The 19,225-nt window shown below is 68.3% G+C and carries 13 protein-coding genes; 4 read left to right on the top strand and 9 right to left on the bottom strand.

Annotation, left to right across the window (positions count from 1 at the left end; translation table 11 throughout):
- Position 1 precedes the first annotated feature (1 nt).
- The 4 genes from AAC979_RS02610 to AAC979_RS02595 form a co-directional block, all read right to left on the bottom strand.
- On the bottom strand, positions 2 to 1,324 hold the full coding sequence (locus AAC979_RS02610; RefSeq protein WP_371348982.1) for a DNA-packaging protein: 1,323 nt from the start codon (positions 1,322 to 1,324) through the stop codon (positions 2 to 4).
- Positions 1,290 to 1,889, bottom strand: a complete 600-nt coding sequence (locus tag AAC979_RS02605) for a hypothetical protein (RefSeq protein ID WP_371345265.1) — start codon at positions 1,887 to 1,889, stop codon at positions 1,290 to 1,292. The genes AAC979_RS02610 and AAC979_RS02605 overlap by 35 nt, the downstream gene beginning before the upstream one ends.
- A 789-nt stretch (positions 1,890 to 2,678) precedes the next feature.
- A complete protein-coding gene (locus AAC979_RS02600) occupies positions 2,679 to 3,248 on the bottom strand; it encodes an NADPH-dependent FMN reductase (RefSeq protein WP_371345264.1) in 570 nt (189 codons plus the stop codon).
- 60 nt (positions 3,249 to 3,308) lie between these two features.
- The gene (locus AAC979_RS02595) at positions 3,309 to 3,431 is read right to left on the bottom strand and encodes a hypothetical protein (protein WP_371345263.1); all 123 of its coding nucleotides are present in this window, start codon (positions 3,429 to 3,431) and stop codon (positions 3,309 to 3,311) included.
- A gap of 57 nt (positions 3,432 to 3,488) precedes the next feature.
- On the opposite strand from AAC979_RS02595, the gene dcd reads away from it, so the two are divergent.
- A complete protein-coding gene (dcd, locus tag AAC979_RS02590; protein WP_371345262.1) occupies positions 3,489 to 4,046 on the top strand; it encodes a dCTP deaminase in 558 nt (185 codons plus the stop codon).
- Positions 4,047 to 4,052: 6 nt separating this feature from the next.
- Here the strand turns inward: dcd and AAC979_RS02585 are convergent, their stop codons facing one another.
- Positions 4,053 to 4,433: a DUF6481 family protein gene (locus AAC979_RS02585; RefSeq protein ID WP_371345261.1), complete on the bottom strand. Its 381-nt coding sequence runs from the start codon at positions 4,431 to 4,433 to the stop codon at positions 4,053 to 4,055.
- Between the two features lie 111 nt (positions 4,434 to 4,544).
- On the opposite strand from AAC979_RS02585, the gene AAC979_RS02580 reads away from it, so the two are divergent.
- The gene (locus tag AAC979_RS02580) at positions 4,545 to 5,444 is read left to right on the top strand and encodes a DMT family transporter (RefSeq protein ID WP_371345260.1); all 900 of its coding nucleotides are present in this window, start codon (positions 4,545 to 4,547) and stop codon (positions 5,442 to 5,444) included.
- A gap of 36 nt (positions 5,445 to 5,480) precedes the next feature.
- On the opposite strand, the gene AAC979_RS02575 is transcribed toward AAC979_RS02580, so the two are convergent.
- The 3 genes from AAC979_RS02575 to AAC979_RS02565 all read right to left on the bottom strand — a co-directional run bounded on the left by AAC979_RS02575 (position 5,481) and on the right by AAC979_RS02565 (position 16,277).
- On the bottom strand, positions 5,481 to 14,528 hold the full coding sequence (locus AAC979_RS02575; RefSeq protein ID WP_371345259.1) for an autotransporter-associated beta strand repeat-containing protein: 9,048 nt from the start codon (positions 14,526 to 14,528) through the stop codon (positions 5,481 to 5,483).
- Positions 14,529 to 14,800: 272 nt separating this feature from the next.
- Positions 14,801 to 15,343, bottom strand: coding sequence for a superoxide dismutase family protein (locus AAC979_RS02570; RefSeq protein ID WP_371345258.1), 543 nt, complete (start codon positions 15,341 to 15,343; stop codon positions 14,801 to 14,803).
- A 172-nt stretch (positions 15,344 to 15,515) separates the two neighbouring features.
- Positions 15,516 to 16,277 (bottom strand): FCD domain-containing protein, encoded by a 762-nt coding sequence (locus AAC979_RS02565; protein WP_371345257.1) that lies wholly within the window; start codon positions 16,275 to 16,277, stop codon positions 15,516 to 15,518.
- Positions 16,278 to 16,518: 241 nt separating this feature from the next.
- Between AAC979_RS02565 and AAC979_RS02560 the strand changes: the two genes are divergently transcribed.
- Positions 16,519 to 17,655, top strand: a complete 1,137-nt coding sequence (locus AAC979_RS02560; protein WP_371345256.1) for an L-lactate dehydrogenase — start codon at positions 16,519 to 16,521, stop codon at positions 17,653 to 17,655.
- Positions 17,656 to 17,783: 128 nt separating this feature from the next.
- Complete coding sequence (locus tag AAC979_RS02555) at positions 17,784 to 18,632, top strand: hypothetical protein (RefSeq protein ID WP_371345255.1); 849 nt, start codon at positions 17,784 to 17,786, stop codon at positions 18,630 to 18,632.
- A 7-nt stretch (positions 18,633 to 18,639) separates the two neighbouring features.
- Here the strand turns inward: AAC979_RS02555 and AAC979_RS02550 are convergent, their stop codons facing one another.
- The gene (locus tag AAC979_RS02550) at positions 18,640 to 19,149 is read right to left on the bottom strand and encodes a YcgN family cysteine cluster protein (protein WP_371345254.1); all 510 of its coding nucleotides are present in this window, start codon (positions 19,147 to 19,149) and stop codon (positions 18,640 to 18,642) included.
- Positions 19,150 to 19,225 lie beyond the last annotated feature (76 nt).

Below are 19,225 nucleotides of genomic sequence, written 5' to 3'. Positions count from 1 at the left end.
CTCACACCCGCCGCACCCGGGGCGCCGTGGCGCGGGGGCCGAGCGCCAGCGCGGTGACGGCCCAGACCAGCGCGTCGAGCCGGTCGGGCGAGCGGCCATTGGAGAGGCCGTCCGGGCCGAAATCGCACATCTCGTCTTCCAGCGCCGGGAACGGGCCGACATGGCGCACCCGTCCCTGCTCGTAGAGCGCGGCCACCGGCTCGGCGCGCAGCCATTTTCCGCGCGTGGCCCGCACCTCGGCGACCGGCACCGTGGGGTCGATGCCGGCGAGGATGGTCCGCACCATCTCCCCGCCCTGGTTCACCTCCACCACCACCCGGTCGGCCTCCAGCTTCTGGAACAGGCCGATGGCGCGCCCTCCCCAGCCATTGGGCGTCAGACCCTGCGCGCTGTCATCCGCCAGCACATGCACGATGCCCGCCGCGTCGATCCCCGCCGCGAGAATGCCGCAGGCATCCGCCCGCTTGCCGGAGGAGGCCGGCGGGTCCACCGCCACCACGATGCGCTCCATCGAACGCGCCAGCTCCGGCGCGGCCTCCAGCCGCCCCGCCTCCAGCGCCGCGCGGTTCCACAGCGCGTCCGGCCGGTCCTCGATCAGTTCGCCGCCGAGTTCCTGCCGGCCGAGCCGGGTGCCGGCATAACGGCCGACCACGGTGTCGAGAAAGCGCGGCGCCAGATGCGCGGCGTTTTCCGCTGTGCCCATGCGCGTCACCGCCGTGCGCGGGTCGGCGAGCAGCGCGCGGATCAGCGCGGTGGGGCGCGGCGTGGTCGTCACCATCTGGCGCGGCCGCTCACCGAGCCGCAGGCCGAATTGCAGCATGTCGAACGCGGCCTGCGCGTAGCGCCATTTCGCCAGTTCGTCGCACCAGGCGGCGTCGAATTGCGGCCCGCGCAAACTCTCGGGGTCGTCGGCGGAAAAGCCCTGCGCCACCGCCCCGTTCGGCCAGACGAGGCGCCGGCGCGTCGGCTCCCAGCTCGGGCGCTCCTGGCGCGGATGGATGGCGAGAAGGCCGGAAACGCCCTCCACCATCACATCGCGCAGATCGGCATGGCTTTCCGCCACCAGGGCGAGCCGCCCGGCCTTTGGCCCGGCGCCGCCGTGAACGAGGGCGCGCACCCATTCCGCCCCCGCCCGCGTCTTGCCGGCGCCGCGCCCGCCCAGCATCAGCCAGGTCAGCCAGTCGCCGCCGCCCTGCGCCGTGTCGGGCGGGCGCTGCGAGGGTCGGCCGATCAGCGGCCAGTGATGGCGCAGCCAGTCGAGGGTCGGGGCGTCGAGCGCTTGCAGCGCCTCAGGCAGCTTCCCCGCCCGCCAGCACGCGCTCAAGCGTGCGGCCAAGCTCGCGTCGGAAGGCGTCGGCGTCGCGGTCGGCGTCATCGTCGCTCCCGTCGGGCTGTTCTCTGTCCAGTGCCGCGAGTTCGCGCAGCGAGCGCACCAGAATGGCCAGCGTGCGCGCGGCGCGTTCGCTGTCGGCCTGGCTCGCCTCCGGCCGTGCCGCGACGGCGAGGCCGGCCAGCGCGACCAGCCGCTCCAGCGCGGCGATCTCGCGCTCGATCCGCCGCACCAGCCGGTTGATCAGTTCCCCGCGCGAGGCGGGCGCGGTTTCCGCCGGGGTGGCGGCGCCCCCCGCCAAGTGGACGGGCGGCGGGTCGGCCGGCGCCTCGTGTTGCGAAGGCGTATCTTGCGGGAGCGGATCGGCAGGCGACACGGGCGCGCCGGGAATGCGCGCCATGCGCGGCGTCCAGCCCCAGCGCTGCCGGCGCAGATTGAAGGTGGATTTGGAAATGCCGAGCAGATCCGCCACCTGCTGCACCGGCACATTCGTGCGTTCATAGAGCCGGCGCGCCTCTTCCAGCGCTTCCGGCGAAACCGACCGCCCGGGAACCGACATGCCACCTCCGCCGATCGAGCACGGAAACGAAAAAGCCGGCCCGAAGGCCGGCTGAACAGCCACACCGCGCGGGGGCCGGAGGGATCAACCCCCGCCGCTTCCGACGCAGTTGTGGAGCATGAGGGAAAGCTACCCGGCCAGCGTCACGCTGTCAAGGATTAATTTCCTAGTTTAGGAATTATGTTCCTTATGCCCTGAAGCCGTCATGCCCCGCGCCGCACCGATCCGGGGCCCCGGGGGAAGCTCTTCGGCCGAAACCCGGCTCCACGCCCCCCTCATCCCCGGGCTTGACCCGGGAATCCTGCCTTCCCAACGGCAACCGGCGAAAAGTCTGGGTGGCCGGGTCAAGCCCGGCCATGAGGGTGTTTCGCTGGCAGCGCCCCCTCCCGTATCCCGGACCAGCGGCACAGCGTGCCGCGACGACCGGAACCCAGGGATGGCTCTTGGCCACCCCCAGCCCTCCCCGCCAACACACCCTCATCCCCGGGCTTGACCCGGGGACCCAGCCCTTCAAACGGCACAGTGCCGAATATCTGGGTGGCCGGGTCAAGCCCGGCCATGAGGGCGTTTCGCTGGCAGCGCCCCGTCCCGTGTCCCGCACCAGCGGCACCACGTGCCGCGCCGATCCGGAACCCAGGGATGGCTCTTGGCCACCCCCAGCCCTCCCCGCCAACACACCCTCATCCCCGGGCTTGACCCGGGGACCCAGCCCTTCAAACGGCACAGTGCCGAATATCTGGGTGGCCGGGTCAAGCCCGGCCAGGAGGACGCCCGCAGGTCGTGCCGGCCTCAGCCCTTGGCGTGGGCCGCCAGCAGGTGGATTTCCTTGATCAGCGCCTCGACGCCGCCGGTGAGGAACTTCACCGTCTTCTCATCGGTGAAGGCGCCATCGGCAATCTTGTCGCCGACATTGGGAATGGCGAGGTGGGGATAGGCGACAATGCGCGCGCCCGCCGCGCTCAGCGATTCGCGCAGCGAGGCCTGCGCCCGGATGCCGCCGGTGGAGCCGGGCGAGGAGGTGAGCACCAGCACCGGCTTGCCGAGCAGCGCGCCCTTCGCATAGGGGCGCGAACCCCAGTCCACCGCGTTCTTCATCGCGCCCGAAGGGCCGTAATTATATTCCGGCGAGGCGAAGATCACCCCGTCCGCCGCGGCGATCGCCGCGCGCAGCGCCGCCGCGCCGGCCGGCTGGGTGGCGCCGTCCTCGTCCTGATTGTAGAGCGGCACGTCGTTCAGCGTCAGCACGGTGAGGTCCGCCGTCGGGGCGAGCGCGGCTTTCAGCGCTTCCAGCACGGCGGTGGAATAGGCGCCGGAGCGCAGGCTGCCGGAAATGCCGAGAAGCTTCGGGCGGTCGGTCATCAAAAACTCCACTGGTGGAAAGGGGTGGGTGGCGCAGCTTGTGGCGCCGCGCCGCCGGGCTCAAGCCCCTTTCATTGCATTGCCGCATGAAACACAATGCGCCGCACCGGAAAACGCCGGCTCGCCGCCGGGCGGCGCGGCCATGGCCGCATTGGCATGGAAATTGTCATAGCGAGAGGCCATGTTAGCTCTCCCGCAGCGCGGTAAAAACCGCGCGCGATCCTTTTGAGGGGCCTGCCCGTGATCCTGACCGACCGCGACATTCTCGATGCCATGGCCGAAGGCTCGGTGCTGATCGAGCCGCCCCCGCCGCCGGAATTCTACGCCCCGAACGGCGTCGACCTGCGGCTCGACGCCCGGCTCACTTTGTATCGCGACCCCGCGCCGGGGGAAGACCCGGTGATCGACCCCGCCGGACCGGGCTACAGTTTCCGCGAGGCGATCACCCGCCTGGCCGGCGACATCGACATCGGGACGGAGGGGTTCGTGCTCGACCCCGGGCGGCTGGTGCTGGGCTGGACGCTGGAGCGGGTGGACCTGCGGCCGGGGGCGCGGCTGGCGGCGCGGGTGGAGGGCAAGAGCTCGCTCGCCCGGATCGGTCTCATCGTCCACCTCACCGCACCGACCATCCACGCCGGATCGACCGGGCAGATCCAGCTCGAGATCATCAATCTCGGGCCGCGCCCCATCCGCCTGCGGGCGGGCATGAAGGTGTGCCAGTTGATCCTGGAGCAGACGCTGGGGGTGCCCCAGCGCAGCTATGGCGGGCAGTTCGCCGGCCAGCGCGCGGCCGGCTGAACGGCCTCAGCGGCGGCCGACGCGCTGCTTGCGGGCGGCGTAGCGCTCATCGCGCCGGGCCTTGGCGGCGGCGGCGGCAGCGGCGGCTTCCTCGATGGCGGCGGCCTTGGCCGCGATCTCCGCTTCCGCGGCGGCGGCCGCGTCCGCAGCGGCGGCCTCGGCGGCAAGGCGGGCGGCCTCCGCCTCCGCTTCCTTGCGCGCGGCCTTTTCCGCCGCCTTGGCGGCCTGCGCCGCCTGCCGCGCCTCGGCCGCGGCCTTGCGCTCGGCCGCGCGGGCGATCACCGCCGGGTCATCGGCGCTGGGGCGTTCGGCAAGGCGGGACACCAGCCGGGCGCGGGCTTCGGCGGCATTCTTCTGGCGGTCTTTGAAGGAATCGACTGATTTCATGCCGCTTCCCTTATCTCTTTTTTGCGCCGATTGACAGCCGCCTGCGAGCAACTAGTTTCCGCGCGCGATCCGGCCGGGTGAGCCGCCTCGCGGGACGGCGGTGTGCGCGTGATGGCTCCCAGAGATGTGGCTTCCTACCTGTTCCTGGCGCTGGTCTGGGGCTCGTCCTTCGTGGTCATGGACCACAATATCCAAGCCTTCGGCTGGGCCGGCTCGGTGTCGTTCCGCTCCTTCCTGGCTTCGGGCACCCTGTTCCTGGCGGCCCGCGCGACGGGCCGGCGACTGGATTTTTCCTGCGGCCCGTTCCCACTGTTCGTGGTGGGGCTGACCACGGTCGCCATGCAGCTCGGCTTTCTCTCCTACGGCCTGCCGCAGATCGGCACTGCCATGTCGGCCATCCTCGTCGCCACCATCCCGCTCTTCACCATGCTGATCGCCGCGCTGTGGGGCGTCGAGCGGTTCCGGCTCGGCGGGCTGGTCGGCGTCCTGCTCGGCGCGGCGGGAATCGTGCTGCTGGTGGGCTTCCCGTCGCAGCCGGTGACGACGGCGTTTCTCATCGGCTGCGCCGCGACCCTCGCCTCCACCCTCTCCGCCGCCTTCGGCAGCGTCTATGCCGGGCGGCGGCTGGCGAAGACGGGCTCGTGGGAAATCACCATCGGCGCCTTCTTCTTCGGTGGCCTGCTCAGCCTGCCGCTCGTCGCGCTCGTGCCGCTGCCGGGCGTGCCGGGGCTTGGCGACATCGGCACGCTGCTGATCGCCGGCGTGCTGATGAGCGCCATCACCTATGTGATCTTCTACCGGCTGATCGCCTCCATCGGCCCCACCCGCGCCATCAGCGTGGAATTCGGCGTCACCGGCGTCGCCGTCACCATCGGCACGCTGTTGCTGAACGAACCGCTGACATTGCCGCAGATCGCCGGCGGCGTGGTCATCGCGGCGGGCTGCGCGCTGGTTCTCGGCGTCATCCGCCTCGGCCGGGCCGAGGCGGTGGCCGAACATCCCGGCGCGTAAGCCTGGCCGGCGCCGCCGAGACGGGCGGCGCCGCGCTCAGAAGCGAATCTGCAGCCCGCCGCTGATCGCGTTCTGCTGCGCACTGCTGGCGATCTGCCCGTCATAGCGGAGACCGAGCCGGGTATTCGGGTTCAGCTCATAGGCCAGCCCGCCGCCAAACACGAAGGTGTCGGGCGCGATCGGCGCGCCCTCGATGTAGAACGGCGCCGAGCCGGTGACGAAGCTCATCACCGCCGCCGGCACGGTGTCGCCGAAGGCGTGCTGCCAGCCCAGCGTAAAACTGGCGGTGATCGGCACGCCGTTCACGTCGATCGCCTGCCCGCCGCGCAGGCCGAGCGTCGTGTAGAACGTGTCCATCGTGTCCGTGTCGACCCTGAGCGCCGAGTTGGAGCCACGCTCAACGAGGTTCCAGCCATCGAGATGCAGATAGGCGAGGCCGAGGAACGGCTCCAGATCGGCCGAGCCGACGGGCAGGTCATAGCCGATCTCGCCGAAGAGCTGCGCCGAGCCCGTGGTCACGTCGCCATTATTGCTGGCGGAATAGCCGGGGAAGGCCACCGTGCGCGCGAGCGACATGTCGTGCCACGCATAGCCCGCGCCGAGCCGCAGGGCGAGCGGCCCCTGCTGCAGGGCGCCGTAGAGGCCGAGTTCGTAATTGTCCATCGAGCCGGACGAATCCCGGCCGGACACGTTGAACCAGGAACTGCTGTAGCTGCCATAGACACCGAGCCGCGCGGTCTCCGCGAGGGCGGCGTCGACGCCGCCGACAAAGCCGCCGATCGTGTCGGAGGCGGAGGCGGCATTGCCGTTGGAGCCGATATCGCCCCGCGCGCCGAAGCCCTGAATCCACATGGTGGCGGCGCTGTCGCTACCGAGGCCCGCCGTCTGCGGGCCATCGGAGGCATAGGCGAGCGGCGCGCCGCCGCCCTCGAAAGCCGCCTGCCGCAACCGGGCCCCCACCGCATCGCGGGTGAAGACCGACTGCTGCTGGATCACCGCGCCGGTGGTGGCGTAGATCTCCCCGGACAGGGCATCGAAGGCGATGAACGCCTCCGACTTCAGTTGCGAGGCGACCGCGTCGTAAATCTCGTTGCCGGCCCCGAGCGATTCCACGGCATTCGCGGTGGCGAGCTGATTCCAGCTATGAGCCTCGCGCCAGAAGGGAATGTCGCGCCGCACCAGATTCAGGATGACCTCGTTGTCGGTGTAGTCGACCAGTGCATCAAGGAAGGCGAAATTGGTCGTCACCGTGCCGAACACGCCATGCACGCCGTCGCTGGCGGTGAGAATGGTGAAGCTCTTATAGTCGGCATAGGTGCCGCGCTGGGCGTGCACGTCGAGCGTGCTGGTCGCGTTGATGCCGACCGCCCCGGTGACGGCGATCAGGTCATGGCCGCTTCCGGCGGTAACGTCCGCCCGATAGGTCGACCCCGCCGCCAGCGCCATCTTGCCGGTGACATTGAGCGTTCCCGGCGAGAAGCCGGGCGAGATGGTGCCGCCGTCGAGAATGTCGACGATCCCGACGGTGCCGGAGCCGCCGAGCACGCCCCCAGCCGCGACGCTGAAATTGGCGTCCGAGACGGTCCCGTGCCGCACGAGAACGCGCGCATCGTTCACCTGGACGAGACCCGCATAGGTCGAGCCGGCAAAGTCGACCGTGCCGCCGCCTTCCAGAATCACCTGCCCCGGCCCGCTGAGCGCGGTGGGGAAGGTGTAGCGCGCGGCGAGATCGTAAATGAGCGTCCCATTATTGAAGATCGCCCCGCTGAGCCAGCCGGAGGTGCCACCATCGCCGATCTGCAGCGTGCCGCCGTCGATTGTCGTCCCCCCGGTGTGGAAGGCGTTTCCGGTGAGAATCAGCGTGCCCTCCCCCTTCACGCTGAGGCTGCCGGTGCCGCCAATGTCCCCGGCGAAGGTGCCTGCCGCCGGCTGGTCGAAGACGAGGGCGCCATTGTCGAGCACGTCGCCCTGGATCGAACCCGCGGTGCCGACAACGGTTCCAGCATGGATGATGAGTCCGCCAAAAGCATTGGCGCCGGTGAGGGTGAGCCGTCCATCGCCCGTCTTGGTCAGCACGCCCGTACCGGTCACCGTGCCGGAGACGGCAAGGAAGCGGTCCTCCGCCACCTCGATTACCGCGCCGGCCGCGCTGAGGGTGATGTCGCGCGCGGTGCTGAAGCTGTGCAGCACCTTCAGCGCCGCCCCGTCCAGCGACAGCCCGGTCCCCGACGCACCGAGACTCTCGTCGGCATGCACCGCCAGCGTGGCGCCGGAGACCAGAGTGCCGCCGGCATAGGAATTGATGCCGCCGAGTTCCAGCGTGCCGCCGCCGGCGACCACCAGCCCGCCGTCGCCGCCGACCTTGCCCGTGAGCGCGAGGGTGATGCCGCTGCCGACGCTGAAGCCGCCCGTGCCGGTGAGCGTGACCGTCCGCGCGCTCGTGAAGGAGGTGGTGGGCGCCAGAATGCCATTTGCCAGCGTGAGGGTGCCAGCGGCGGCGCCGAGATTGCCGTCGGAGGCCACCTGCAGCGTGGCCCCGGCGCCGATCAGCGTCCCGCCGGCATAGGTGTTGACCCCCGTCAGGGTGATCGTGCCAGAACCAAACTGGGACACCTGCCCGCTGCCGGAGATGACCCCGCCGAAAGTCAGCGCCTCCGTCCGGTTGAACGACAGGTCGCCGTCATTGATCACATCGCCGGCTATGGAGCCCGTGGCGGTGCCATTGCCGAGCATCAATGTGCCACCGGAAATCCGCGTGCCGCCGGTGTAGGTGTTGGTTCCCGTCAGCACCAGCGTGCCGGAGCCAGCCTGTTCGAGCGTGCCCGACCCTGAAACGGTGCCGGCATAAAGAATGTTGTCCGAACGCTGGAACACGAGCGTGCCGGCATTGACGACATTGCCGGAGATGCTGCCCGAGGTGCCGCCGTCGCCGACCTGCAGCGTCCCGGCCGCAACGACCGTGTTGCCGGAATAGGCGCTGTTCCCGGTCAGCACCAGCGTGCCGCCGCCGGTAAGGGTGAGGTCGCCGGTGCCGGTGATGGAGCCGGAAAGAGTGAACGTCTCCCCGCCCTCGACATTGATGGTGCCGCCGCCGACCAGCGTGACGTTGCGGACGCTGGCGAAACCGACATCGACCGAGAGGATGCCGGTCGCCAGGGTGATGCCGCCGGTCGGGGCGCCGAGAGCGCTGTCGGCGAGGACACGCAGCTTGCTGCCATTGATGATGAAGGTGCCGCCGGAATAGGTGTTCGCGGCGGCGAGAGAGAGATCGCCGGGCCCGCTCTGCACCACCTGGCCCGTGCCGGAAATGACGGAAAACACCGCCTGAGTACCGGGCTCGTTGTAGATCAGCGTGCCGTTATTGACGATGGGCCCGGTAATCTCGCCCCAGCTCGTGCCATTGCCCATCTGCACCGTGGTGCCCTGGTTTATCTGCAGGCCCCCGCTCGCATAGAGCCCGCCCGTCACCACCATCGCGCCTATGCCGGCCTGTATGACCGTGCCCGAGCCGGTGACGATGTTGCTGAAGGTGAAGGCCGTGCTGCGGTTCAGGGTGAGCGTGCCGTCATTGACGATGTTGCCCACGACCGAGCCCGTGGTGCCTCCATTGCCGAGTTGCAGCACACCGGCCTTGATCGTGGTGGTGCCGGCAAAGGCATTGTCGGCGGCGAGGATGAGCGTGCCGCCGCCTTGCTTCGTCAGCCCGCCCGTGCCGACCATCGAGCCGGTCAGTGTCAGGGTCGTGCCGGCGACGGGCTCAATTCGGCCGCCATTGGTCAGCAGGACGACGCGCGCGGAGGTGAAGCTGGTCCCGATCTGCAGCGTGCCGTCCTCGATCACGATCGCTCCCGAGGAGTTGCCGAGATTGGCGTCGGCGTTCACCTGCAGCGTGCCTTCGGCCACCAGCGTGCCGCCGGCATAGGTGTTGGTGCCGGTGAGGATCAGCGTGCCGCTGCCGAGCTGCTGCACGCCGCCAGAACCGCTGATCGTGCCGAGGAAAAGGATCTCGTCGCTGCGGTCGAAGGAGAGCGTGCCGTTCGTCGTGACATTGCCGGCGATACTGCCATTGGTGCCGCCATCGCCGATGATCAGCGCGCCCTGGGAAATGGTGGTAGTGCCGGAATAGGTGCTGGCGCCGGTGAGCGTCAGCGTCCCCGCCCCGACCTTCGTCAGCCCCCCCGTTCCGGAAATCGAGCCGGCGAACACCGTGTCGGTGTCGTCATAGCCGACGCTCAGCGTGTTGCTCTGCAGATTCACCGCACCGCTGCCGGAGAGCGAGCCGATGCCCTCATTGGCGTCGAGTTGCAGCGTGCCGGCGGCTTCGATCCGCACCGCCGAGGCGTCGGGCAGCGCGCTGCCACCCTGCGCCTCGAGCGTGCCCGCGACGATGACGGTGCTGCCGACATAGGTGTTGGCCGCGCTGAGCACGAGCGTGCCGGCCCCGTCCTTGCGCAGGTTGCCCGTGCCGGAAATGACGCCCGAGACGGTCAGCGTCTGGCCGGCGGCCGGCTTCAGCGTGCCGAAGCCATCGAGAACCACGGCGCTGGCGAGAGTGAAGGAGCCGGTGGCCTCCAGCCCGCCATCCGCAAGCGTCAGTACATTGCCGGCGGCGCCCAGCGACGCCGCGCTGGCGACGCTGAGGAACCCGCCGGAAACCTTGGTGCCGCCGGTATAGGTATTGGCGCCGGTGAGGATAAGCGTGCCGGTGCCGACTTTCTCGATGCCGCCCGTGCCGGTGATCGGTGCGCCGATCGTGGCGGTGACATCGTGTCCCTCCACCCACAGCACCCCGCCGTCCGTCACATTCAGCGCCGAGGTGGCGTCGCCCCCATCGGCTTGCAGGACATAGCCGTCAGTGACGAATTCCAGCTTCTTGAAGTTCTGTGCGCCGCTCACTGTCACCGTCCCGGCGGTTCCGGTGAAGATGCCGGTCTCGCCGCCCCACGGGATCGTCTGGCCCGAAGACAGCAGATCCCAGGTGGTGCTGGTCGACGACCAGATGCCCGAGCCGCCAAAGCTGGTGCCATCGTCGGTGGTCCAGACCTGGACCGCGCTATCATCCCTCAGCAGCAGGTTCACACGCCCCGAATCGCCGGTTTCGATGGTGCCGGTATAGGAGGCGGAATCCGCGAGGCCGGAGAGATCGAGCGAGGCGAAGTTGCCGCTCGCAGTGCCAGTATAGGTGAAGACACGGTAGATGCCGGCACCGTGCACCGCCTCGCCGGAGACGCTCAGCGTGCCGTCCAGCGCGAGGTCGCCCGACACTTCGGCAACACCGGCATTGCCGGCCCCGCCCAGCACCAGCGACACGCCGGAGCCGCTGTCGAGACTGAGCTGTCCGGTCATCAACGCCGTGTTCTGCGTGTTGGGCTGGCCCACCGCGCCACCGGCCAGCGTGCCGCCGGACTGCACCGTCACCACGCCGGCGATGCTGCCGAACCCCTGCAGCGTGCCGCCATCGGCAATGGTCACGGCGGAGGTCGCCAGGCTGCCGCCATAGAGCCCCAGCGTGGCGGCGCCCACCGTCGTGCCGCCGGTATAGGTCGCCACGCCGGTCAGCGCGAGTTCGCCGCCACCCGTCGTGGCCACCGCGCCGGCGCCACTGATCGTGCCCGCCAGCGTCAGCACCGTGCCGGCGGCGACGCTGAAAGTGCCCCCGCCGCCGCCAAGCGTCACGGCCCGCTCGGTGGTGAAGCTGGCGCTGGTGGCAAGGGTGCCGTTGTCCAGCGTCAGCCCGCCAAGGGCGGCGCCGAGATTGGCGTCGGCGGCCACCTGCACCATGCCATCATAGATCGCGGTGCCGCCGGAATAGCTGTTGCTGCCGGTCAGGACGAGCGTGCCGAGGCCCTCCTTGATAAGCTGCGAGGATCCGGATTCGCCGAGGCTGCCGCTGAGCGTCAGCGTCTGGCCCGAGTCGACATTGACCGTTCCGCTGCCGGTCAGCGTTACCGTCCGCGCGCTGGCAAAGGAGGCTGTGGCCGAGAGCGTGCCGTTGGAGAGAGCGACGCCCCCACTCGTCGCGCCCAGATTGGCGTCGCTGCTGACCGAAATCGTGGAGCCATTGCTGACGGAGGTGCCGCCCGCGTAGAGGTTGGTGCCGCTCAGCGTCACCAACCCGCCCCCTGCGGCGCTGACACTGCCGGTGCCCATGATCACTCCGGCATAGGTCTGGCTCGCGCTGGAGTTGAAGACGAGCGCGCCGTCATTGACGATATTGCCCGCGACCGAGCCGACCGACGTCCCGCTGCCGAGATTCAGCGTCCCGGACATGATGGAGGTGTCGCCGGTATAGGTCTTGGCACCGGTGAAGGTAACCACGCCATTCTGGCCATTGATGCTGACGCTGCCGTTGCCGGAGATCGCATCCGCCATCACTATGGACTGCGCCGGGTCGAGCACCAGCGTGCCATTATTGACAATCGTCCCGGCGAAACTGGTGGCCGTGACGCCGTCGCCAATCTGCAACGTGCCGCCCCCGATGGTCAGGCTGGTAAGGTCGTAGGTGCCGGTTAACAGCGTCGAGCCCACGTTCTGGTCGACCAGACTGCCGCCGCTGATCGTGCCCGAAAAGGTCGTCGCGAGACCGTCCCCGCCAAATGTCAGCGTGTTGCCGCCAAGCGCGATGGCGCCGCTGCCGCTGAACGAACCGATGGTCTCGCTGGTGTTCAAGGTGAGTTGCGCACCGCTCGCCACGGTGACGGCGGTGAGATCGCCGATCGCCGCTCCCCCGGCCAGCACCAGCGCCCCCGCCTGAATGAGGATCGGACCGGAAGAAGCGTTGGTGCCGGAGAGCGTCAGGGTGCCGGCCCCGCTCTTCACCAGGCTGCCACTGCCGGAAAGGATGCCCGCGAACGCGCTGTCGCTCGCCGCATCGACCGTGAGCGTGGAGCTACCGAGATCGAGCGCGCCGTCGCCGCTCAGGCTGCCAATGGTGAGGCTGGCGCCCAGTTGTAGCATAGAATTGCTGGTGACGCTGACCTCGGCGCTCGACGCCAGGACGGACGGCGCGTTGAGGATGAGCGATCCGCCCGCGCCGCCGGTGACGGTCAGCGAGCCGAGCGTACCCGTGGCGCCCGCGAGGGTGAATGTCCCGGCGCCGGTCTTGATGAGGCCGCCCGTGCCGATGAAATTACCCGAGAAGGTGCTCGAACCATTGCCGCCGCCGACCGTCAGCGTGTTGGTCCCGAGATTGACGGCGCCCGCTCCCGCGAGGCTTGCGGCAGCGACGGAGGAGGTCACTTGCAGCGTCGCGCTTTCGTCCACCGTAACGGCGGCGCTGGCCGGCAGCGCGGCCGCGGAGCCGAGGATCAGCGTGCCGGCGCTCACCGTCACCGGGCCGGTGAAGCTGTTCGTGCCGGTCAGCAGCAGCGAGCCCTGGCCGCTAAGTGTGAAGCCGCCGCTGCTGGCCCCGTCGCTGATGTTTCCGCTGATCGTCCCGGTGGTGCCATAATCGGACAGGAAGGTGACAGAGCCTGCGAGGGTCACCGCCCCCGTGACGACCGGACCCGACGGGCTGCCATTGGTCGCGAATTCGAGGGTGGCGCCATCGGCGAGGATGAGCGTGCCCGCGGCGGCGCCAAGCGGGCTGGCGCCAAGGAGCGAGAGGGTGCCCTGCGCGACGGTCGTCGTCCCGGAGATGTCGTTATCGCCGCTGAGGACGAGCATCCCGCCCCCGGTGACGATCAGATTGCCGTCCCCCTGGATCTGTCCCGACAGGTTCAGCACCGTGCCGCTTTCGACATTGAAGGTCGCGCCCGGCCCGTCGCCGCCGCTCAGTTCGATCGGCTGGCCGATCAGCATCGTGGCGGTGGTCGTCAACTGACCGGAATTGGAAATGAGCAGGTCACCATCGGGGCCGAGCGACAGGGCGTCGTCGATCGACAGGGTGCCGTACTCGACATTCCAGGCCGCCGCGAAGGACGATTCGCCGAATAGGGTCCACGTCGTGCCGCCGAGAACCGCATATTCCGTGAAGCCGTAGAAGCTGCTGCCAAGGCTGCCGGCATCGAAGACCCCCTCGTCGCCGGCGTTTCCGCCGAGGGCGAGCGCGTTCGATCCGCCGGACACGGCGACCCCGCCGGTGGCAACATAGCTGTTGGTGAGAACCAGCGTGTTGCCGTCTCCGGTGATGGCGATGGCCGCCGACTGCCCGGCCGGATTGCCGCCCTGTATGCCGCCGGCGGCTGTGCCGAACAGCGTGACGACATTGTTGTCGCCGGAGATCAGAATGCCGTAGCCGCCCGGCCCGCTCGTGCCTCCCGACAGGGAAATGCCGCCATCGCCGCCGGTGATCTGCGCATTCGCCTCAATGATCACGCTGGCGGCGCTGCTGGCGATCTCAAGGCCGTTGCCGCCGATCCCCCCGAAACTCGACAGCACCCCGTGGCCGCCCATGCCGCCATCGCCACCCTTGGCTTCGTTCTGGATGCCGACCGAGCCACCGGACCCATAGAGATAGAGGCCGGTGCCGCCATCGCCGCCATTGCCCGCGCCGCCCTCCAGAATGACCGGAAAGTCGCCGCCATCCCAAGTGAACGAGGCGCCGCTGCCGCCATCGCCGCCATCGCCACCGAGCACCGGAGACAGCAGAACAAGCGAACCGCCCTGCAGTTCGATGACCGCGCCATAGCCGCCGGCGCCCGGACCGCCGCCGCCGCCGGCGATGCCCTCGAAGTCGGTGTTGAACTCACCGCCATCGCCGCCATCGCCGCCCTGGCCACCAATCGCCGTCCCGCTTGGCGCCTCGGTTCCGACATAGCCATGCGCGCCGCCGCCGCCGCCGCCGCCCGAGCCGCCGAGATCGCCGTCGCCGCCATCGGTGCCCTGCAGCCCCGGAATGAATCCGCCGACGCCGCCATCGCCATTGATGGTGACAAATTCGGGCGAGTTACCGGCCGCGCCGAAGCCGCCGGTGACCCCGCCGCCACCGCCGCCACCACCCCCACCCGGCGGAACCTCGGCATAGGGCAATCCGTTGCCGCCCGGCCCCGTGGGGTTGGTGGCGCCGTTCACGGACTGGGCGAGAGTGGGCGACGCGGCGAGGAGCGCGACGGAAGCAAGCAGCGCGGCCCGCAGCGACGCCACGGAACGCACGGAACGCAAAGGCCTAAGGATCATGGAAGCTCGCCCGCCGGGTCAGAATATGTCTCGCCCCCACCGGACGCGGCACGCGAACGCAGTGACTCCCGGAAGGTCGTCCGTCGCCGCCGCCCCTTTGAATCGGGGCGCCCTCCCGCGCCGAACGGAAACATCATAGACACGGCCAGCAACGCAGCAACACGTGCATACCTCCCGGCCTCCGGTTCTTTCCTACCGTTGCGGCCCGGACACGGCGTTCCCTCTCGCTGGGCGCGCGCTTACGGTCGCTCGATCACCCCGCAGGCGACGCGCTCCCCCGCCTCGCCGGCCGGCTGGCTGGTGTAGTCGTCCGGGCCGGAATGGACCATCAGGGCCGAGCCGTCCTCGTCGAACAGCGACGCGGTGCCCGGTTCCAGCGTGACGAAGGTGTTCAGCACCTGCACGCTCAATGTGCCGCTCGGGCCGACGAACTGGTTCGGCATATCGCCGGCATGAGGCCCCGCGGGATCGAGCAGCCCGTGGCGCTTGCCCTGCGGATTATAGTGCCCGCCGGCGGATTTGAACCCATCAGCGGGATCGCATTTGCCGGTCTCGTGGATGTGGAAGCCATGAGGCCCCTGCGCGATCCCCTGCAGCTCGACGGAAATGAGCACGCCATGGGGCGTCTGCTTCAAGGTGGCATTGCCGAGCTGCTCGCCTTTGGGACTGATCAGGCTGGCGGACGCCGTGTTTTCGGGCGGGACGCCGGAACTGGAAGACTGGGCCAAAGCCGGCAGCGTGGCGGCGCAAAGCGCGGCCATGGCAACGGAAAGACGGCGCATGTCCATCTCCTTATGAACGGGGTTGCGATATAGGGGCGCCGGCATATGCCACGCACTGCGGGCCGCGTTCCGCTGGAACCGGCCCGGATCGTCATCGACCGGCAGCCGCCCTGTTCCGGACTAACGTTACGGCAGGGGCGCTGTTCCGTCTTTTTCCGGCTATCGACCCGCTTCAGCCAGACAGCAGCGTCGAACGGTTGAGGCGGCGCACCGCGAGATCGACCCGCGCCGCGTCGCGGCGGGTGCGGGCCACGGTGTCACCGGTGAATTTGAGATGGTCGTGGATCGCCTTCTCCGCCGCATCCGGGTCGGCGGCCACCACCGCCTCGCCGATCGCCTTATGCTGGGCCAGCAGCGCGTCGCGGAATTCGGCCTCGGCGAAAAGGCTGGTGCGGTTGAAGAAAATGTCCCGCCGCAGCATTTCGGAGAAGGCGCGCATGACATGCAGGATGACGAGGTTGTGCGAGGCGGCGTAGATCAGCCGGTGCAGGACGATGTCGGCCTCCGCCTCGCGATCGGGATCGGCGGCGGCATGGGCTGCCTGCATCTCGTTGAGACATTCTCGGATCGCCTGCCGCTCGGGCGCGGTGGCGCGCACCGCCGCGAGACCCGCCGCCAGCCGTTCCACCGCGGTGCGGTACTCGAAATAATCCGCCGTCACCTGCTCGTTGGATTGCAGCAGCCCGGCCAGCGGATCGGTCAGCCCGGCGAGGAATTCGGTCACGCGCGTGCCTTCGCGGCTGGTCGCCAGCAGGCCGCGCTGTTCCAGAAGCGCCAGCGCGTCGCGCAGCGAGGGACGGGACACGTCGAGCCGCTCGGCGAGGTCGCGCTCGCTGGCCAGCTTCTCGCCCGGCCGTAGCACGCCTTCCAGGATCAGCCGCTCGATATGCTCGGCAATCGCCTCCGCCAGCTTCGGTGTGCGCAACCGTTCCACGGCACGTCTCCCTCTCGTCTCAGCCCCCGCTTGCTGCGCCAAGACGCGCCGGCACGCAAGCGTCCCTGCGCGGCGGGAGTTGACTTGCATGGTAAATTAACTTTACCAACGCCACACCATGGCGCGTTCGGCAGGGCCGGCAGCCGCGGGAGGCGCGGCTTCCGCCATGGCGAGATGATGTAACGCCGGCCGGAACCGGTATATCAATCGTTCCGGCCATGATCCCAGGGGAAGACCGCCAATGGTCACTGTGACCAACATCCAGGACCTTCGCGCCATCGCGATGCGCAAGGTGCCCCGCGCCATCTTCCATTATGCCGACCGCGGCTCCTATGACGAGGCGACGCTGCGCGCCAACAAGGCGGACCTCGCCGCCATCCCGCTGCGCCAGCGGGTGATGATCGACGTGTCCGACCGCTCCACCGCCACCACCATGATCGGCGAGAAGGTGGCACTGCCGCTCGCCATCGCTCCCACCGGCCTCACCGGCCTGTTCCATGGCGACGGCGAAATCCATGGCTGCCGCGCGGCGCAGGCGGCGGGCATTCCCTTCACCCTCTCCACCATGTCGATCTGCTCGATCGAGGATGTGGCCGGCGCGGTCGACAAGCCGTTCTGGTTCCAGCTCTATGTGATGCGCGACCGCAAATTCTCGGAATCGCTGATCGAACGGGCGAAAGCGGCGAAATGCTCGGCGCTAGTGCTGACCCTTGATCTGCAGATTCAGGGCCAGCGCCACATGGACATCAAGAACGGCCTCGCCGTGCCGCCGAAGCTGACGCTGGCCAATGCGCTCGACATCGCCACCAAGCCGCGCTGGATCGCCAGCGTGCTGATGGGCAAGCGCCACTCCTTCGGCAATCTCGCCGTGCGGCAGGAGAGCGACAGCCTCTCCACCCTCTCGCAGTGGATCGCCGGCCAGTTCGATCCCTCCCTGTCGTGGAAGGATGTCGAATGGGTGCGCTCCATCTGGCCGGGCAAACTCATCCTCAAGGGCGTGCTCGATGTCGAGGACGCCAAGATCGCCGCCGCCACCGGAGCCGACGCCATCGTGGTGTCGAACCATGGCGGGCGCCAGCTCGATGGCGCGGTTTCCTCGATCAAGGCGCTGCCGAAGATCGTGGACGCCATTGGCGGCGGGAAGAGCGAGATCTGGTTCGACGGCGGCGTGCAGTCCGGCCAGGACATTCTCAAGGCCCGCGCTCTGGGCGCGCAGGGCTGCCTGATGGGCAAGGCGTTCCTGTGGTCGCTCGCCGCCGGCGGGCGGGCGGGCGTTGCCCAGGCAATCGAGATCATCCGTAAGGAGCTCGACGTGTCCATGGCGCTCACCGGCGTCAAGGACATCGAGCAGGTGGACCGGAGCGTGCTGGCGATGTGAGGAAGGGGGTGGCGGGTTCAGCCTGATCCGTCTTCCCGGGCCTGCAATGGTTGGCGTTGACGCAAGGAGATCAAACGTCAGAGAACGGTGCCCTTGACGCCCATTCTTTTAAAAGCATTCCTACCGCGATGCTTATCCGCCATCGGCTCACGGCAATTGCAGTTGGAATAGCCGTTTCCTGTAGCGCGCTAGCCCAAGAGGGGGCGCGCGAAAACACAGCGAGACAGACTGCCGCTGCCCAAACATTGACCGAAAAATCCTCCGCACAGCTCGCGGAGGTGTTCGCCGGCGCGCCAACGCTCCCTGCCAACGCCGACTATCTCTATTTGGGTGAAGGGTTGGCGCAATGGGGAATGGCGGCTACGGGCTTACTTGCTCTCTTCGTCAGCGTCCTAGCTGTGGTGTTGCTTCAAAAAACGCTCAAGTCCACTCGCGACGCTGTCCTTCAAGCCGAAAAAGGGAGCGATGCCGCCATAAAATCGGTTGAGGTGACCAAGCGAATTGGAGAGGCTCAGGTCAGGGCCTACGTCTCGGCCCAATACTGCATTTTGCACGACATCGCCGTTGGAAAGAAACCATGGGCGCGTGTAGGTTTCCACAATAGCGGCGCCACTCCGGCCCAGCCGGTTAACGTGAGAGGCTCAATTATCTTCGGCGACCTTCCACAAAGCCCTGACCACTCGCAGTTTATTGTTGGTCGCCGAGAAAATACCGCAGGACTCGCATCAGGCGCATCCGCCTCTACTGAGATTCGTAGGTTAAAGCCTTTTACCGAAGAAGAATACGAGAGATTCATTGATGGAACGGGCGCATTTTACATATACGTCGCGATCAAGTTTGACGATGTATTCGGATACAATAACACCTCTCGAACCATATTCATTTATCGATTCACTGAGTCCGCTCTAGGCGCCACAGCAAGTGTGGCCGAGTATGGAAATAGCTTTCAATGGGGCCAACCGCCGATCAACGCCTGATCAGAGCCTACGCGTCCTTCGCCTTGCGCCGCATCGCCCCGCGCGGCAGGCGCAGCGGCCAGCGGACCATGTGGTCGACATAGTCCTCCAGCGGCAATTCGTCTTCCAGCGCCGCCACCTTGCCGCGCACCGAGACACCCGCCGCATGAACGGTCTCACGGTCGCCCGAGACCAGATGGTGCCACCAATAGAGGTCGCGCCCTTCCTTCACCAGCCGGTAGCCGCAGGAGGGCGGCAGCCAGTCCAGCTCGCGCACCGTCTCCGGCGTCAGCCGCACGCAGTCGGGCACATGCTTCTGGCGTTCGGGGTAGTTGCGGCAGCGGCAGTTGAAATCGTCGAGAAGCTGGCAGCCAATGTCGGTATAGGCGATCGCGTCGGTATCCTCATCCTGCAGCTTGACGAGGCAGCAGCGCCCGCAGCCGTCGCACAGACTCTCCCATTCCTCGGCGGTCAGCTCGTCAAGGGTTTTGCGGCGCCAGAACGGCACCTCCGCGAGGGTGGTGGAATCGTCGTGCATGAGTCGGGGATTTTCCGCAGCCTCGGGCGCCGGGCCGCGCTTCACGAACCGGCAATCACTCCTTAGATAACGTCGC

It is taken from the genome of Ancylobacter sp. IITR112, assembly GCF_041415945.1.
GTDB lineage: Bacteria > Pseudomonadota > Alphaproteobacteria > Rhizobiales > Xanthobacteraceae > Ancylobacter.
Note: the sequence above shows the minus strand (reverse complement) of the source record. Positions and strands in the feature narration are given on the sequence as shown.

Coding starts and splice junctions, on each gene's coding strand:
- AAC979_RS02595 (WP_371345263.1), bottom strand. CDS start 3,431: ATGGCCTCTCGCTATGACAATTTCCATGCCAATGCGGCCATGGCCGCG.
- AAC979_RS02600 (WP_371345264.1), bottom strand. CDS start 3,248: ATGACCGACCGCCCGAAGCTTCTCGGCATTTCCGGCAGCCTGCGCTCC.
- AAC979_RS02560 (WP_371345256.1), top strand. CDS start 16,519: ATGGTCACTGTGACCAACATCCAGGACCTTCGCGCCATCGCGATGCGC.
- AAC979_RS02550 (WP_371345254.1), bottom strand. CDS start 19,149: ATGCACGACGATTCCACCACCCTCGCGGAGGTGCCGTTCTGGCGCCGC.
- AAC979_RS02585 (WP_371345261.1), bottom strand. CDS start 4,433: ATGAAATCAGTCGATTCCTTCAAAGACCGCCAGAAGAATGCCGCCGAA.
- AAC979_RS02570 (WP_371345258.1), bottom strand. CDS start 15,343: ATGCGCCGTCTTTCCGTTGCCATGGCCGCGCTTTGCGCCGCCACGCTG.
- AAC979_RS02580 (WP_371345260.1), top strand. CDS start 4,545: ATGGCTCCCAGAGATGTGGCTTCCTACCTGTTCCTGGCGCTGGTCTGG.
- AAC979_RS02555 (WP_371345255.1), top strand. CDS start 17,784: ATGCTTATCCGCCATCGGCTCACGGCAATTGCAGTTGGAATAGCCGTT.
- AAC979_RS02605 (WP_371345265.1), bottom strand. CDS start 1,889: ATGTCGGTTCCCGGGCGGTCGGTTTCGCCGGAAGCGCTGGAAGAGGCG.